Genomic DNA, 16,170 nt, shown 5'->3' with positions numbered 1-16,170 from the left:
CTGAGTATTATAAAGGGGTACATGGTCAGGAATATAAACTATCGGATATTCTCTAGCCAAAAAAGGACCGGGCGCTTTTTGCCCGGTTTTTCTTACTATTTTTTACTTGGATTCTTTCATTAAAATGGGCTAATCAATACAACATATGTTGTATAATCATCATAGAAACATTTTTATATGAGATGACACGCGGTATCCTAGTAAAAGATAAGCAGAGTAAATTGCAATAAAAGCTTCATTTATTCATTATAGACTCAGATTCCGTTATTTGCACAAAATCCACTCAAATACCCTCTTAAATCCCCGATTAACGGAACCACAGTCCTATTCGCTCACCAAATAGTGCAATTTGCCGCAAATAGCGGAATGACAGTTAATGACAGTCCGATAAAATCGACATTCTGCTTCTCTGTTTTTCTATGAAATTGATTCGGTTATTTTCAGTGCCGCCATTAAGTGATGAAGGGGGATTTCTTTGTTTATTTTCCGCCTTGAGCGATAGCGTATCTTTCGAAGAAATCCTGTGTGTACTGGTTTGCGACGTTACCATTATGAATAATCAGTAAATTCTCGTCATTATATACATTGCCATTCGTGCTCCAATTCGTTGATCCGGTGATAACGGCGGGATCACTTGTTGTGCCTGGGTCAATAATCATATATTTATCATGGAGCTTTCGGTCTTCATGATCTTCATAAACCGGTGCAGGATTGTTCCAACGTATATTTGGATTGCCAGTGCTTGTTTTCTTTGCTGTCCGACCAGTCATATCAACTGAAGCTGACCACCACTGGGTCCAAAATGAGCTATCAAAGACACCTTTTACATCAAATCCCGTTAGAGTGCCAGTGAGGTCTTGGTCTGAACCTTCCCATTTCACTTTTAGAGCGTTAACCAAGGGTTGGTCCGACCAAGAAAAGATAGAAAAATAAGCCTTATAGTCAGCATCATGATTAATATAGTTTACTACATGGCCGATGGCATCATCTCCGCCGGTGAAGTACACATTCACGGTGCTGCCGCCGACATTCACAGTATGAAGGGTATTATCCGATTTTCTATTGCCGAAATTTGATTTTAAGGGGGCGGGCACCTTGTTGTCAGAACCCCACATTTCATTAAATTCCTTCATATAGATGGAAGCCAGATCAGATGAATGAATGTCTAAGGCGTTTTGAGTATTGCCTTCCAATATGCCAGAATCCCGATTGGCATCGGAACCATACAGTCCCGTTGTTGTATAATTCCAGCTGCCGGTCCATACCCTCTCACCATCTATTACAACAAATTTGTTATGCATTTGGTTTGCGGGTGAGTAATATCCCCCACTAGCTTTCTCTTCACCAGAGGCAATGACATACCCTGATTCTTCGTGGTTGCCGATTTCCAATGTTTTATTTGGGAAGTCACGGTAACCATCAGCTTCTAAACCATGTTTGGTTCGATAGATTGGGTCTTTCACAGCAAATATAGGAGAATCGGCATAGAGATGAACATCATCATTTGTACCAACCTGTCCATCTTTCCCTCGGGATAGTCTTTCCAAATCGCTTCTCATTAACTGATAGCGTTCAGCATAGTCGCTATCCGCCGGATCTTTGGCATCAACGATCATTCTGACGTCAATACCCTGAGCGGCTTTATCTATGATCGCCTCCACTGTATTTGGGAGATTTATTTCATAGATAGCGATATCAATGGACGAGCGGGCCTGATGGATTCTATCAATCAGTCGTGTTTCTAAATTTATTTTGGCGTTAGCTCCCCCGCCGTTAGTCTGATGGGAGCTGTCAGATGGTTTATTAAAATATGCGTTGATGCTGCCTTGAGCATTGTTGATATATTGAAGGTTGGCACTATCTGTTGGCGGGACGGCGTCTGGGGTGCCGAAGCCGGTGTCATATCGGACTTTAGCCGTTCTCCAATTCGCCTGATCGGTACCCTTGACCTTGGGTGAAACCCGCACCATCGCCGCTTTGGACGAATTGTCTCCAGCATACCACTTGCCAGCCTCATCGATGATTGTACCCTGATTATTTTTTAAGATGAGATCCAAACCATTATTCACAAGGGTATCTGAATAGATTTCGTCTGCTCTAAGACCGGGAACGGCATTGTCATCGGTTCTTTCCAGCAGAAAGGTGTCCTTCGAATGGATCTGGCCAGATAGGGGAACCCTGAAGCTCCCATCCCGGCTTTCAAGCGTCCACCCGCTTAGGTTAATATCGGCATTTGTCTGATTATATAGCTCCAGCCATTCATCACTATAGCTTTGAGTTGTCCCCATCCAAGCGATTTCATTGATGACGACAGCGGGGGCGGCTGCCTCAGCTTTTATGGAGTTTGAAGGCGGGGCCATGACAAAACTCGCTAAGAAACTCGTCCATATCATAATAATAGATAAATGCTTCAAAACGATTTACCTCCTTATGATAGTTGATGAGTTTATTATCGCAGAATGATTAGCGGTTTTTGCTGATTATGTAAGAAAATGATTCGATAGTCTATAAAATTGACTTGATCAGATCATTTAGTATAAATCTCCCAAGTTAAAAGACATAACCGGAATTAGAAAAAAGCGCCTCGCGTAAGGCGCTCTTCCGCTTGCCCCGGTTATAATGATCACTTTTCCTTGCAAATCACTCATATTTGTCACTTCCTTTTCGTGTTTTTTTCTTAATATTTGCTTTAAAATAAAAAACAATGATACGGGCTCAAGTCTCTATTCAGACCTTGCCCGTTCATTGTTATGTTCATTTTTCTCCTGATTCTCAGCTGTTTTTTCTATAAATTGCGCTTCCTCCGGGTTCGGTCCATAGTAAACTTGTTCTTGTACTGGGACGCCAAGCTTAACATCATGTTCTTCAAGTATAGCAAGTATGCCCGTATTGATCTCTTCCTTAATACCAAGCCAAACGACGTAGTCAGTCGTTTTTGTAAAGAAATACAGCTGCAGATCTAATGTTGATGGCGAAAATTGGTAAAAATGGACTAAAATCGTTTCATCGTCAATATCATCACGGCCGACTAACATATTATAAATTGCTTTCCTAGCGGCTTCAATTTTATCTTTTGGTGTATGAATGCTTAGGCCCAGATTAAATAAAATTCGCCGTTTCCCCATTTTAGACCAGTTTGTAATTGGTTCGTTTGCAAGCGTTGAATTCGGCACAGTCACAATAGCTTGGTCAAATGTCCGTATTTTTGTTGACCGAAAATTAATATCTTCGACAGTGCCCTCAACGCTTGGCGTCCGAATCCAGTCATCGATGGTAAAAGGCGTTTCAGTTATTATAACAAGCCCGCCAAAAAAATTACTCAATGTTTCTTTTGCCGCTAATGCTATGGCCAAACCGCCAATGCCAAGTCCAGCGACCAAACCATTAATATCGTATCCCCATACAGCAAACACAATGGCAATTGTGATCAAAACGACAATTAATTTAATAATCTTTGAAAGAAAGGGAAGAACAATTTGATCAAATCGGATGTTCAGCCGGCTGCTGACGTGGTTGAAAAAGAGCCCCGTCGCATTGGAAAAAAGGAAAAGGCCCCAGCCGATAAAGATAACGATACACGATTTGTAAACATGCGTGATGAATTCAGTCCAGCTTACAGGAAGTGGAAAGGATGTCAACGCAAGATATAATCCCGTACTCGTTAAAAATAATTCGACTGGTTTTTGAAACGAACTGATTATCACATTGTCAATCCGGCTTTTAGTCTTTGATGTGATTTTAATAATAAGCTTCAAAAAGAATCTAGTAAACAAATGGGCGACAATAAAAAATATGAGAAAAATTAAAAAAGCCATCCCGACATCATATAAACTGACATCGGTTAACCAATGAAACCATTCTTCCATTTAAATTCACTCCATATAAAAGGAAATCACATAGATTATAGTATATGTTATCGTGGCCAATTTTTGCATTTACCATAGGAAAAACCGCTGACCCATCAGCGGCTTTTTCTATACTTATCAGCGACATAATTTCTTTTCCGGTCTCTGTAAAAAATCCAGCCGCCTATAAAAGCGATGCCAATAAGAAACGCCGCAAGACCTGATATGAATTGCAGCCAAAGCCATGGGAACGGGGCATTAAGATAATCGAATAACGTGTCACGCATCAACTTAACTCCGATGGCAGCAATGGCACCCGGAATGACGATAACAATCAGTGCGATGAGTCTTGACATAGTCGACCATCCTTCAGTCATTTTGAATCTATTGTAACGGAAGAAAATTCCCCTGTCCATTTGTAACCTGTGCAACTTTAAGTTAAAATAGATATGAAAAACTTTGCAGAGGTTGGGAAGCTAAAATGAAGACGGTGCTCATTATAGGCGGCGGCAAACAAAGTTTGGATGTTTTGCGGACCTTTTTAAAAGCGGAAAAGTTTGTGATTAAAGCCATTGTAGATACCGATCAGACAGCTCCTGGCATTGATTTTGCCAAAGAAAATCATCTTACATATGGTCCTGATTGGCAGGCGTTTTTGGACAAAGAGGTTGATATTATTATCGTTGTGCAAAACGATACAAAGATTTTTGAGGACATTCGCATGAAAAAACCTGCACATACGATCATGATTCCCTATGGTGTTGTCAACCTTATTTCTGAGTTGAATATTGAAATAGAAGGCCTTATTGAAAGGCTGAAGGATCAGACCTATCAGCAAAAACTGATATTAGATCTGACCCATGATGCAATGATTGCTATTAATTGCAGGGAAGAAATTACTGTTTTCAATCCAAGTGCTGAGAAAATGTCAGGTTTGAATAGCAATGATGTATTAGGGAAGAAAGTCGGCAATGTGATGCCATCAACCAAATTGCCGCGGGTCTTAAAATTGAGGCAGCCTGAAATCAATCAAGAGCAGCAACTGGAAAATGGCAATAAAATTATTACCACCAGACTGCCAATGCTTGATCCTAACGGCAACCCGCATGGGGCATTCGCTGTATTCAAGGATATTACCGACATTGAGAATTTAGCTGAAGAAGTCACTAATCTAAAAAGCATTCAAACAATGCTTAGCGCCATCATACAATCATCTGAGGAAGCAATATCTGTCGTTGATGAGAACGGCCGAGGACTAATGATCAATCCTGCTTACACAAAGTTAACTGGTCTGACCGAGAGTGATGTCATCGGAAAACCGGCAACCGCTGATATTTCCGAGGGCGACAGCATGCATATGCAAGTCCTGAAGACCAGAAAGCCGGTGCGCGGTGTCAGAATGAAGGTTGGCCAAGCCAAAAGAGATGTTATAGTCAACGTTGCACCTGTGATTGTTAATGGGAAATTAAAGGGAAGCGTCGGCGTCATTCAAGACATGTCGGAGATCACTTCACTAACCAATGAGCTGGACAGGGCAAGGCAAATTATCAGAACACTCGAAGCAAAATATTCCTTTGAGGACATTATCGGGAAATCTGAAGAGGCCAAGCTCGTTATTGAACAGGCGAAACTCGCGGCTTCAACGCCGATTACCATTCTATTGCGCGGGGAGTCGGGAACAGGGAAAGAATTGTTCGCTCATGCTATACATAATGCAAGTGACCGTAAATATAACAAGTTTATTCGAGTGAACTGTGCAGCAATATCCGAATCGCTGCTGGAAAGTGAAATGTTCGGTTATGAAGAAGGGGCTTTTTCCGGTGCTAAGCGCGGCGGGAAAAGGGGATACTTTGAAGAGGCGGAAGGCGGCAGCATCTTTTTGGATGAAATCGGCGAGCTGTCAATACACATGCAAGCCAAGCTGCTAAGAGTTCTTCAGGAAAAAGAAATCTTAAGGGTAGGCGGAACCAATCCTATTTCCGTGAATGTCAGGGTCATTACTGCAACGAATGTTAACCTTGAAAAAGGAATTGCAGAAGAATCTTTTCGTGAGGATCTTTACTATAGGTTAAATAGAATGCCGATCTTTATTCCGCCGCTCAGACAAAGGAAAGAAGATATTGCTGATCTTTGTATGCATTTAATTAACAAAATTAATCAAGACTACGGGAGGAATATTGAAGAGATAACACCTGAGGCCATTGAACTGTTAATGAAATATGATTGGCCGGGAAATGTCAGGGAACTTGAGAATGTCCTTGGCAGGGCAATTATCCATATGGATATTCACGAGTTTAGAATGCAGGCAAAACATATCCCCAACCTTAATAATAAACAAACTGGGAAAACAAAACCTAATCCTGCGCAAAGCAGAGTGACGATGGATGGTTCCCTAAGTGACATCATGGATCGGTATGAAAAAGATATTATTCAACGCGCTTTGGCGGATCATGATATGAACAAAACGAAAACAGCCCGAGCTTTGGGAGTCTCTGTTAGGAACCTTTATTATAAGATGGAAAAGCATGAGCTTGAAAAATCCTTCCTGCAATAAGTTGCAGAGTGCAATTTTTTTCACACTTCTAGTTTTGTGGTTTCTTATGATATAAAAGCGTTTTCACAAAAGCAGAAGTTGGCATAGAACTTGCATATGATTGTTTTGGGTGGTAAAAGAAGGGGGATGCACCAATGAAGCTTGAACAACTAAGAACTCAGATTAAGAACAGTGATGACAAAGTAATTGCCGTTGCTCAAGCGGACGATCATGCTGTTCTGCAGGCAATCGCTGCGGCAGTCAATGACAGACTGGCACAATTCATTCTTTTCGGAGACAAGAAAGGGATAGAAGAAAAGCTTAAAAATGACATTGGATTTAGCGGCTTTGAAAAAATTGATATTATTCATACTTCTACGGATCAAGAAGCAGCAGAGCAGGCCGTCCGTGCTATATCAGACGGCAAAGCCGATGTCCTGATGAAAGGGCTGCTGCCGACAGCTGTTTTGCTGAAAGCCGTTTTTAATCCGGAATATGGCATTCGCGGAGGCAAAACATTATCACATATCGCTGTTTTTGACATTCCGGGGTATGACAGGCTCATTTATGTCACCGACCCGGCGATGAACATCGCGCCGGATCTCATGCAAAAAGTTGATATTATAAATAACGCTGTTGATGTTGCCATTGCAGTTGGAACGGATAAGCCGAAAGTGGCAGTGCTTGCCGCTGTTGAGACCGTTAATTCTAAAATGCCTGCGACAAACGACGCAGCTCTTCTATCAAAAATGAATGAAAGAGGGCAAATCACGAATTGCCTTGTTGACGGCCCCTTAGCTTTGGATAATGCGATATCTGAGGAAGCGGCCAGGCACAAGGGCATTACAAGTGATGTTGCAGGTCAGGCCGATATTCTAGTTGTTCCGACAATTGAAGTGGGCAACACACTATATAAATCATTGATTTACTTTGCAAAAGCAAAGGTTGGAGCTATTGTCACAGGTGCACAAGCGCCGATTGTGCTAACATCGCGCTCAGATACGCCTGAAAATAAATTGCAATCCATTTTATTGGCTGTAAAAGCTTCGGTAAGACACTAATCTAAACTACTCAAGGAGGATTTACTCATGGAAATTCTAACTTACATGGAAAAATACGATTACGAACAACTTGTGGTATGTCAGGACAAAGAATCAGGACTAAAAGCTTTTATTTGTATACATGATACAACCTTAGGCCCTGCATTAGGCGGTACAAGAATGTGGACTTACAAATCAGAAGAAGCTGCAATGGAAGATGCGCTTCGTCTGGCACGAGGCATGACATACAAAAATGCTGCAGCAGGCTTGAATCTTGGCGGCGGCAAAACTGTCATAATGGGTGATCCGCGAAGAGATAAGAGTGAAGAACTATTCCGCGCTTTTGGCCGCTACATCCAAGGCTTAAATGGCCGTTACATCACGGCTGAAGACGTTGGTACGACTGTGGAAGATATGGATCTAATTCATGAAGAAACCGATTATGTCACTGGGATCTCCCCTGCGTTCGGTTCATCAGGCAATCCGTCCCCGATTACAGCTTATGGTGTGTATAAAGGCATGAAGGCTTCAGCAAAAGTGGCTTTCGGCAGTGATTCACTCGAAGGCAAAACGATCGCTGTTCAAGGTGTCGGCAATGTTGCCTATAGCATGTGCGAATTCCTTCACGAAGAAGGTGCTAACCTTATTGTTACCGATATTAATAAAGAAGCTGTTCAAAGAGCTGTTGAAGCATTTGGAGCAAAAGCTGTCGATCCTGACGACATCTATAGCGTGGATTGCGACATCTTTGCACCTTGTGCACTCGGCGCGATTATTAATGATGACACATTGCCTCAGCTTAAGGCAAAAGTCATTGCAGGTTCAGCGAATAACCAGTTGCGCGAAGATAATCATGGTGATATTGTCTTTGAAAAAGGTATTGTATATGCCCCGGATTATGTTATCAATGCTGGCGGTGTCATTAATGTCGCTGACGAATTGCTTGGCTATAATCGTGAACGGGCCATGAAGAAGGTTGAAGGACTTTATGACAACCTTATGAAGATTTATGACATTTCCAAAGAACAAAATATCCCAACCTACAAAGCCGCTGATCATCTTGTTGAACAACGTATTGCTAAACTTAAAAATGCGCGCAGCACATTCTTGCAAAACGGCCAAAGCATCATCAGCCGCCGCTAGGCAAATGGCCATAATTTGTAGTTGTAATATATGGAGGGGTTACCATGCAGCATAACGACATTCGCATCTTGGCAATTAACCCGGGATCAACCTCAACCAAAATTGCTGTTTACAGCGATGAAAATCCGATTTTTGAAAAGACGATCCGCTATGATTCAAATGATTTAGAGGGATACAAATCAATCATTGAACAGTACCAGATGAGAAAGACATCAATATTGGAGGCGCTGGATGAAGAGGGGATGAACCTCTCTCATCTTGGTGCCGTGGTTGGACGGGGCGGTCTATTGAGGCCGATAGAAGGCGGGACTTACCCTGTAAATGAAAGCATGCTTTACGATCTGAAAAAAGGTTATTCTGGTGAACATGCCTCTAACTTGGGCGGCATACTCGCTCATGAAATAGGTGACCAGTTAAATATTCCTTCCTTTATCGTAGACCCCGTTGTTGTTGATGAAATGACCGATATTGCCAGAATTTCAGGGTTTGCAGACATCGAGAGGAAAAGTATTTTTCATGCCTTAAACCAAAAGGCGGTCGCTCGGCGGGTCGCAAAGAAAGTAGGAAAAAGCTATGAAGACCTTAACCTCATCATCACTCATATGGGCGGTGGTGTGACTGTTGGGGCGCATTATAAAGGCAAGGTCATCGATGTCAACAACGGTCTTCACGGTGAAGGGCCTTTTTCTCCTGAAAGGGCCGGAACAGTGCCTGTTGGGGATCTTATCTCCATGTGTTTTTCAGGCCAGTATTATGTTGATGAAATGATGAAAAAGGTTGTCGGTCAAGGCGGACTAGTCGGGTACCTTGGCACGAATGATGCTGTTAAAGTGGAAGAAATGATCGAAGCCGGCGATGCTTATGCAACACTGGTATATGATGCGATGGCTTATCAAATTGCTAAAGAAATCGGTTCGGCAAGCACCATTTTCAGCGGCCGGGTTGATGCGATTGTTTTGACAGGAGGTTTAGCATACGGCAAAGACTTCGTCAAAGCGATTACAGAACGTGTAGACTGGATTGCAGACGTCATCATCGTGCCTGGGGAAGATGAATTACAAGCCCTTGTTGAAGGGACGCTTCGGGTTCTTAACGGTGAGGAGAAGCCGAAGCTTTATCCTAACCAATCAGCAACTGAACAGAAATAGTGACAGAATGAAGGGAGTGTGCTCACCACATGTCGGAAAATTATGATCTGGTCATATTAGGCGGTGGAACTGGCGGCTATGTTGCAGCTATTCGCGCTAGCCAGCTTGGATTGAAGACAGCTGTTGTTGAATCACGGGAACTTGGGGGGACATGTCTACATAGAGGATGTATACCAAGTAAAGCACTGCTTAGAAGTGCTGAAGTCTTTGCAACAGCCAAAGAAGGGGAACAATATGGTGTTCGTGCAGCGGACGTCACACTTGATTACGCAAAAGTCCACGAAAGAAAAGCGGGTATCATTGACCAGCTCCATAACGGTGTAAAAGGTTTAATGAAAAAAGGAAAAATTGATGTTTTTGAGGGCTACGGGCGGATTCTTGGCCCATCAATATTTTCCCCAATGCCAGGCGCAATTTCAGTAGAATTTAGTAATGGCGATGAAAATGAAATCCTTATTCCTCAGAATGTCATTATTTCAACAGGTTCAAAACCGCGCACGCTGCCTGGTTTAGACATTGACGGGGAGCTTGTCATTACATCGGATGAAGCCGTTAATCTAACAGAGTTACCTGTATCAATGATCATTGTTGGCGGCGGTGTAATTGGTGTGGAATGGGCTTCAATGTTTGCCGACTTCGGGGTGCAGGTCACAGTCCTCGAATATGCTGATCGCATTGTTCCGACTGAAGATAAAGACATCTCAAAGGAAATGGAACGCCAGTTAAAGAAAAAAGGTGTTAAAGTCGTCACTAAGGCAAAGGTTATGCCCGAAACACTTGAAAAAGGCAGCAATGTCACCATTAAGGCTGAATTAAATGGCAAGGAAGTTGCCTATAAAGCAGATAAAGTTCTTGTATCAGTCGGTCGGACGCCAAACACTGAAGACATTGGCTTGCAAAATACAGCTATTAAGTCTGAAAAAGGCCTTATCTTAACTAATGAGTATTTCCAAACAGAAGAATCACACATATATGCAATCGGTGATTGTATAGGCGGCCTGCAGTTGGCCCATGTAGCATCTCATGAAGGGATCACGGCCGTTGAACATCTAGCAGGTCATCACGTTCAGCCGATCGATTATTCCATGGTTCCGCGTTGCATATACACACGGCCGGAAGCATCAGCTGTTGGATTGACTGAAGATCAAGCGATAGAAGCGGGTCATGATGTGAAAGTAGGCAAGTTTTCATTTAAAGCAATCGGAAAGGCACACGTCTTTGGTGAGCCACACGGTTTTGTCAAAGTCATCGCAGATAAAAATACTGATGATATCTTAGGTGTTCATATGGTTGGCCCGCATGTGACTGATTTGATTTCAGAGGCGGCACTTGCTCGTGTCCTCGACGCAACACCTTGGGAAATCGCTGAAACAATCCATCCGCATCCAACATTATCAGAAATAATGGGTGAAGCGGCATTGGCCGTTGACGGCAAAGCAATTCATTCATAGGGAGGTATAACAATGGCAAAGAATCGTCACCAAAAATTAGGTTTGTCTGATGAAGCGGTCCTTGAAATGTATGAAACGATGCTGCTCGCAAGAAAAATCGATGAGCGCATGTGGCTGTTAAATCGCGCCGGGAAAATCCCGTTTGTTATCTCTTGTCAAGGCCAGGAAGCCGCACAAGTCGGTGCTGCCTTTGCACTAGATCGAGACAAGGATTATATCGCACCATATTACCGTGACATGGGAATGGTGCTTGCTTTCGGAATGACAGCAAAAGACCTGATGCTATCGGGATTTGCAAAAGCTGAAGATCCAAATTCTGGAGGCAGACAAATGCCTGGACACTTTGGACAAAAGAAAAATCGGATCATGACTCAGTCATCTCCAGTTACAACCCAGGTTGCACACGCTGTAGGTGCTGCGCTTGCCGGACGAATGAAAGGTGATAACATCACCTGCTTAACGACATTTGGAGAAGGTTCTTCAAATCAGGGAGACTTCCACGAATCGGCGAACTTTGCTGGGGTTCACAAGCTTCCTGTCATTTTTATGTGTGAAAATAACAAGTATGCAATCTCGGTCCCGGTTTCAAAACAGTTAGCATGTGAAAAGGTTTCTGACAGGGCTATCGGCTATGGCATGTTTGGAAAAACCGTTGATGGAAACGATCCTCTAGCTGTATTTGAAGCGGTTAATGAAGCCGTTGAAAGAGGAAGAAAAGGCGAAGGGCCATCACTGATCGAAACAGTCTCTTATCGGTTAACACCGCATTCAAGTGACGACGATGACCGTGCTTACCGGTCTAGGGAGGAAGTAGAAGAAGCCAAGAAAAAAGACGGTGTGTTGACCTTCGCGGCTTATCTTAAAGAAGTTGGTCTCTTGGACGATGAAAAAGAAAAAGAGTTAAATAAAAAAATTGCCGATATTATCAACGAAGCGACAGACTATGCTGAAAGTGCGCCATATGCGGAGCCGGAATCAGCACTCAAATACGTCTATGAGGAATAGGAGGGGATACCATGGCAGTTATGTCATATATTGATGCGGTTACTTTAGCACTAAAGGAAGAAATGGCTCGTGATGAGAATGTGTTTGTTCTTGGTGAAGATGTCGGGGTACGCGGTGGTGTGTTCCGTGCGACAGCCGGTCTGATCGAAGAATATGGGGAACACAGAGTAATAGATACACCGCTGACGGAATCCGCTATCGCAGGTGTCGGCATCGGTGCGGCCTTGTATGGTATGCGTCCCGTTGTCGAAATGCAATTTGCCGATTTCATTTTGCCGGCAGTCAACCAGATTATCTCCGAAGCGGCAAAAATCCGCTATCGTTCTAACAACGACTGGTCCGTGCCAATGACGATTCGCGCCCCTTATGGCGGCGGTGTTCATGGGGCGCTTTACCATTCGCAATCAATAGAAGCTATCTTTTCAAACGTTCCGGGACTAAAGGTTGTCATGCCTTCTACACCTTATGATGTTAAAGGCTTGCTTAAGGCTTCTATTCGTGATAATGACCCGGTCCTCTTTTTAGAACACAAAAGGGCTTATCGTCTCATTAAGGGAGAAGTTCCTGAAGATGATTATACATTGCCAATTGGAAAAGCAGATACAAAGCGTGACGGTGATGATGTGACCGTTATTACTTATGGCCTTGCTGTCCATTTTGCACTGCAGGCTGCCGAGAAGCTTGAGCGTGAGGGGATATCAACTCATATTCTCGATTTACGTACAGTATACCCTCTTGATCAAAAGGCAATCATTGAAGCAGCATCTAAGACAGGGAAAGTTCTCTTAGTAACGGAAGATAATAAAGAAGGCAGCATCATTGGTGAGGTATCAGCAATCATTGCCGAAAATTGCCTCTTTGACTTGGATGCGCCAATTAGGCGTCTAGCGGGTCCAGATATTCCTGCAATGCCATATTCGCCGCCAATGGAGAAATTTTTCATGATTAATCCCGAAAAAATTGAACATGCAATTCGCGAACTTGCGGAATTTTAACGGCAGGAGGTCAAGGTAATGGCAACAGAAAAAATCACGATGCCCCAGCTTGGCGAAAGTGTCACAGAGGGGACAATCAGCAAATGGCTGGTGGAAGTTGGAGATGTTGTTCAAAAATACGATCCAATCGCAGAAGTGACAACGGATAAAGTTAACGCCGAAGTTCCATCCTCCTTTACAGGGAAAATTAAAGAATTGACTGCTTCTGAAGGCGATACATTAGAAGTCGGAGATTTAATCGGCTATATTGAGTCCGAAGCAGCCGACGGAGCGGAAGAAGATGAAAGCTCTGCTGAAAAAGCAGAGGAAAAAACTGTAGAGACTGATGGTCTAACTGCAGAGGCCAGCGATGCACCGATGAAAAAGCGTTATTCTCCAGCAGTTCTAAAATTGGCACAAGAGAATGATATTGATTTAGATCAGGTGAATGGCAGCGGTAAAGGCGGCCGGATCACACGGAAAGATATTATGATAATCATTGAATCAGGCAATGTGCCAAAAGCGGAACCTAGGGCTGAGAAAAAGTCTGCCCAAGAAGCACCTAAGACAGCAGCAGCGGCCGAAGAAAAGAAAGCGGCGCCGCAATCAGCTTCTATCCCTGTCGTTCCTGGGGATGTTGAAATCCCTGTAAGCGGTGTCCGCCGTGCGATTGCGACTAATATGGTCCGCAGCAAACACGAAGCACCTCATGCATGGACAATGGTAGAAGTCGATGTCACTAACCTTGTTAACTACCGCAACTCAGTGAAAAACGACTTTAAATCTAAAGAAGGCTACAGCTTGACTTTCTTGCCATTCTTCATTAAAGCAACCGTAGAGGCATTAAAGGAATTCCCCCGCATTAATTCAATGTGGGCTGGCGATAAAATCATTGAAAAGAAAGATATCAATATATCGATTGCCGTCGCTACCGACGATGCTCTATATGTTCCAGTGATTAAAAATGCTGATGAAAAAAGCATCAAGGGCCTTGGCAAAAGTGTCAATGATCTAGCTAAGAAGGTACGGGAAAATCGCTTATCAGGTGACGATATGCAGGGCGGAACATTCACTGTTAACAATACAGGGTCGTTTGGCTCCATCCAATCACAGCCGATCATTAACTATCCGCAAGCTGCGATCCTTTCTGTTGAATCGATCGTGAAGCGTCCGGTTGTTATGAATAACGGCATGATTGCGGTCAGAGATATGGTCAATCTCTGTATGTCCCTTGACCATCGTGTCCTGGACGGCCTGATTGTCGGACGCTTCTTGGCAAGCGTGAAGGATAAGCTTGAAAAGATCACACCGGAAAATACATCGATTTATTAATAGCGTGAAGGGGCTGATCAATTTTCAGCCCCTTTTTCAGTTAATCAGAAAGTATAACTTTCTGACGCACATAAGTGCAACTACGTCTCTGTCTTCGCCAAAGGCTCGCCAATCGGCGAGTTTTCTTTAAAGCAAAAAAAAGCAAGCCGGTTGGTCGGCTTGCTTAAAGGGGGTTTAAGGAAAATGGAGGTGTTGGCTGCACTATATTAATACCCGCTTGATAAAAAATCAAACATCCCAATCCAAAAAAAGACCATTTGGTTGGCAACAGGCTTGATGCACGTTAAAATATAAGTAAAGAATGCTATAGGAGTGATATGAATGGGTATGGATTTCGATATTTTTATGAATGATGTCGTACAAACAGCAAGAAAGGAAATAACAACGGCTGGTTATAAAGAATTAAGAACACCTGAAGAGGTGGATGATGTTATGAAAAAAGAAGGGACAACCTTCGTTATGATTAATTCCGTTTGCGGCTGTGCCGGCGGAGTCGCTAGGCCTGCGGCAGCGTATGCAGCTAACTGCTACTCTAAGCCAGACCAGCTCGTAACCGTATTTGCCGGTCAAGATAAAGATGCAACCGAGCGAGCGCGCGAATACTTTACAGGCTATCCGCCATCCTCACCATCCTTCGCTTTACTTAATGACGGCAAGATCGTAAAGATGGTTGAGCGCCACGAAATCGAAGGATTTGAACCAATGGAAGTCGCAACAAAAATTGAAAAGCTCTTCGATGAGCATTGCTCATAATGGCTATCCCTCTTTATTGAGGGATTTTTTTTATTGAGGAACTAAGGGGCGCACCATATTGTATAATATATGGCGTTTTCCTGGGTCGGATGGATGATGATGGTGCTCGCGGGACATTGTTAAAAACAGCCAACTAGGCGTTTTTCATTGTCACTATAGATACCCATAAAAACATTATGTAAACAGAATGAATTTCATTTCCCTTAAACAAACTAAGAAAAAGTTTAAGGATGGATGACAATATGCTTTTATCAAAAATTACTTTGAGTTTTACCGCGCTGCTTATGTGGCTGTCACCTGTATGGCCCTTGGGGGAAAACCCTGTTCCGGGCAGCCCATTTATCATCGTTAATAAAGCGAGACATGAACTTGTCTTTATAAATGATAATGACATTGTCATGAAGGTGCCTGTAGCAACCGGAAAAACCAAAGAATTAACCCCTGAAGGATTATTTACTGTTATTGTAAAAGCAAAAGAGCCTTACTATCGCAAGAAAAACATACCCGGAGGCGATCCTGATAATCCGCTTGGCAGCCGGTGGATCGGCTTCGATGCGCGTGGAACGAACGGTCGAATATATGGTGTCCATGGCAATAACAATCCCGATTCTATTGGGAAGGATGTTTCTGCGGGCTGCATTAGAATGCAGGAAGAGGCTATCCAAAGGCTCTTTGATCTTGTACCAGCCGGCACCAAAATTCTAATCGTTGACAGTGATCAATCATTTCAGACTCTTGGCAGACAATACAATGCTTTGGATGGGCATAGCCACTTATTGATTCCGGAGCATTAATAAACGGCTAAAGCATGCCTTTAGCCGTTTTTTCTATCCTTTTTTAAAACATCGTCATTATGCTTGATAATGTTGTTATAACTAGTGCTGCGATCATAATATAGACAACAACCTTGATCGTCTTCTTTGGCACAGTTTTCCCTCCTGAATGT

At 43.1% G+C, this 16,170-nt stretch carries 14 protein-coding genes; 10 read left to right on the top strand and 4 right to left on the bottom strand.

Annotated features, from left to right (window positions below; translation table 11 throughout):
• Positions 1–479: 479 nt before the first annotated feature.
• From EV207_RS03215 to EV207_RS03205, 3 genes are all read right to left on the bottom strand, one after another.
• Positions 480–2,414, bottom strand: a complete 1,935-nt coding sequence (locus tag EV207_RS03215) for a phospholipase D-like domain-containing protein (protein WP_132743557.1) — start codon at positions 2,412–2,414, stop codon at positions 480–482.
• Positions 2,415–2,723: 309 nt separating this feature from the next.
• On the bottom strand, positions 2,724–3,866 hold the full coding sequence (locus EV207_RS03210; RefSeq protein ID WP_132743555.1) for a mechanosensitive ion channel family protein: 1,143 nt from the start codon (positions 3,864–3,866) through the stop codon (positions 2,724–2,726).
• 95 nt (positions 3,867–3,961) lie between these two features.
• Entirely contained in the window at positions 3,962–4,201 is a 240-nt protein-coding gene (locus tag EV207_RS03205) for a DUF2627 domain-containing protein (RefSeq protein ID WP_132743553.1), read from the bottom strand.
• 125 nt (positions 4,202–4,326) lie between these two features.
• Between EV207_RS03205 and EV207_RS03200 the strand changes: the two genes are divergently transcribed.
• From EV207_RS03200 to EV207_RS03155, 10 genes are all read left to right on the top strand, one after another.
• A complete protein-coding gene (locus EV207_RS03200; protein WP_132743551.1) occupies positions 4,327–6,399 on the top strand; it encodes a sigma-54 interaction domain-containing protein in 2,073 nt (690 codons plus the stop codon).
• 134 nt (positions 6,400–6,533) lie between these two features.
• Positions 6,534–7,439, top strand: a complete 906-nt coding sequence (gene yqiS / locus EV207_RS03195) for a phosphate butyryltransferase (RefSeq protein WP_132743550.1) — start codon at positions 6,534–6,536, stop codon at positions 7,437–7,439.
• A gap of 27 nt (positions 7,440–7,466) precedes the next feature.
• Positions 7,467–8,561 carry a Leu/Phe/Val dehydrogenase gene (locus EV207_RS03190; RefSeq protein WP_132743548.1) on the top strand — a complete coding sequence of 365 codons (1,095 nt, stop codon included), beginning with the start codon at positions 7,467–7,469 and terminating at the stop codon, positions 8,559–8,561.
• Positions 8,562–8,605: 44 nt separating this feature from the next.
• Positions 8,606–9,709, top strand: coding sequence for a butyrate kinase (buk, locus tag EV207_RS03185; protein ID WP_132743547.1), 1,104 nt, complete (start codon positions 8,606–8,608; stop codon positions 9,707–9,709).
• A 29-nt stretch (positions 9,710–9,738) separates the two neighbouring features.
• Entirely contained in the window at positions 9,739–11,160 is a 1,422-nt protein-coding gene (gene lpdA, locus EV207_RS03180; RefSeq protein WP_132743545.1) for a dihydrolipoyl dehydrogenase, read from the top strand.
• A gap of 12 nt (positions 11,161–11,172) precedes the next feature.
• Entirely contained in the window at positions 11,173–12,165 is a 993-nt protein-coding gene (locus tag EV207_RS03175) for a thiamine pyrophosphate-dependent dehydrogenase E1 component subunit alpha (RefSeq protein WP_132743543.1), read from the top strand.
• 11 nt (positions 12,166–12,176) lie between these two features.
• Positions 12,177–13,160 (top strand): alpha-ketoacid dehydrogenase subunit beta, encoded by a 984-nt coding sequence (locus EV207_RS03170; RefSeq protein WP_132743541.1) that lies wholly within the window; start codon positions 12,177–12,179, stop codon positions 13,158–13,160.
• A gap of 18 nt (positions 13,161–13,178) precedes the next feature.
• Positions 13,179–14,471 (top strand): dihydrolipoamide acetyltransferase family protein, encoded by a 1,293-nt coding sequence (locus EV207_RS03165; RefSeq protein ID WP_132743539.1) that lies wholly within the window; start codon positions 13,179–13,181, stop codon positions 14,469–14,471.
• A 321-nt stretch (positions 14,472–14,792) separates the two neighbouring features.
• Positions 14,793–15,224, top strand: a complete 432-nt coding sequence (locus tag EV207_RS03160) for a BrxA/BrxB family bacilliredoxin (RefSeq protein WP_132743537.1) — start codon at positions 14,793–14,795, stop codon at positions 15,222–15,224.
• Between the two features lie 242 nt (positions 15,225–15,466).
• The gene (locus tag EV207_RS03155; RefSeq protein WP_132743536.1) at positions 15,467–16,018 is read left to right on the top strand and encodes a L,D-transpeptidase; all 552 of its coding nucleotides are present in this window, start codon (positions 15,467–15,469) and stop codon (positions 16,016–16,018) included.
• A 43-nt stretch (positions 16,019–16,061) separates the two neighbouring features.
• On the opposite strand, the gene prli42 is transcribed toward EV207_RS03155, so the two are convergent.
• On the bottom strand, positions 16,062–16,151 hold the full coding sequence (gene prli42 / locus EV207_RS22915) for a stressosome-associated protein Prli42 (RefSeq protein ID WP_165886815.1): 90 nt from the start codon (positions 16,149–16,151) through the stop codon (positions 16,062–16,064).
• Positions 16,152–16,170: the final 19 nt, after the last annotated feature.

This window comes from Scopulibacillus darangshiensis, from assembly GCF_004341035.1.
Taxonomy (GTDB): Bacteria; Bacillota; Bacilli; order Bacillales; family Sporolactobacillaceae; genus Scopulibacillus; species Scopulibacillus darangshiensis.
This window is presented reverse-complemented; position numbering and strand designations above follow the sequence as displayed.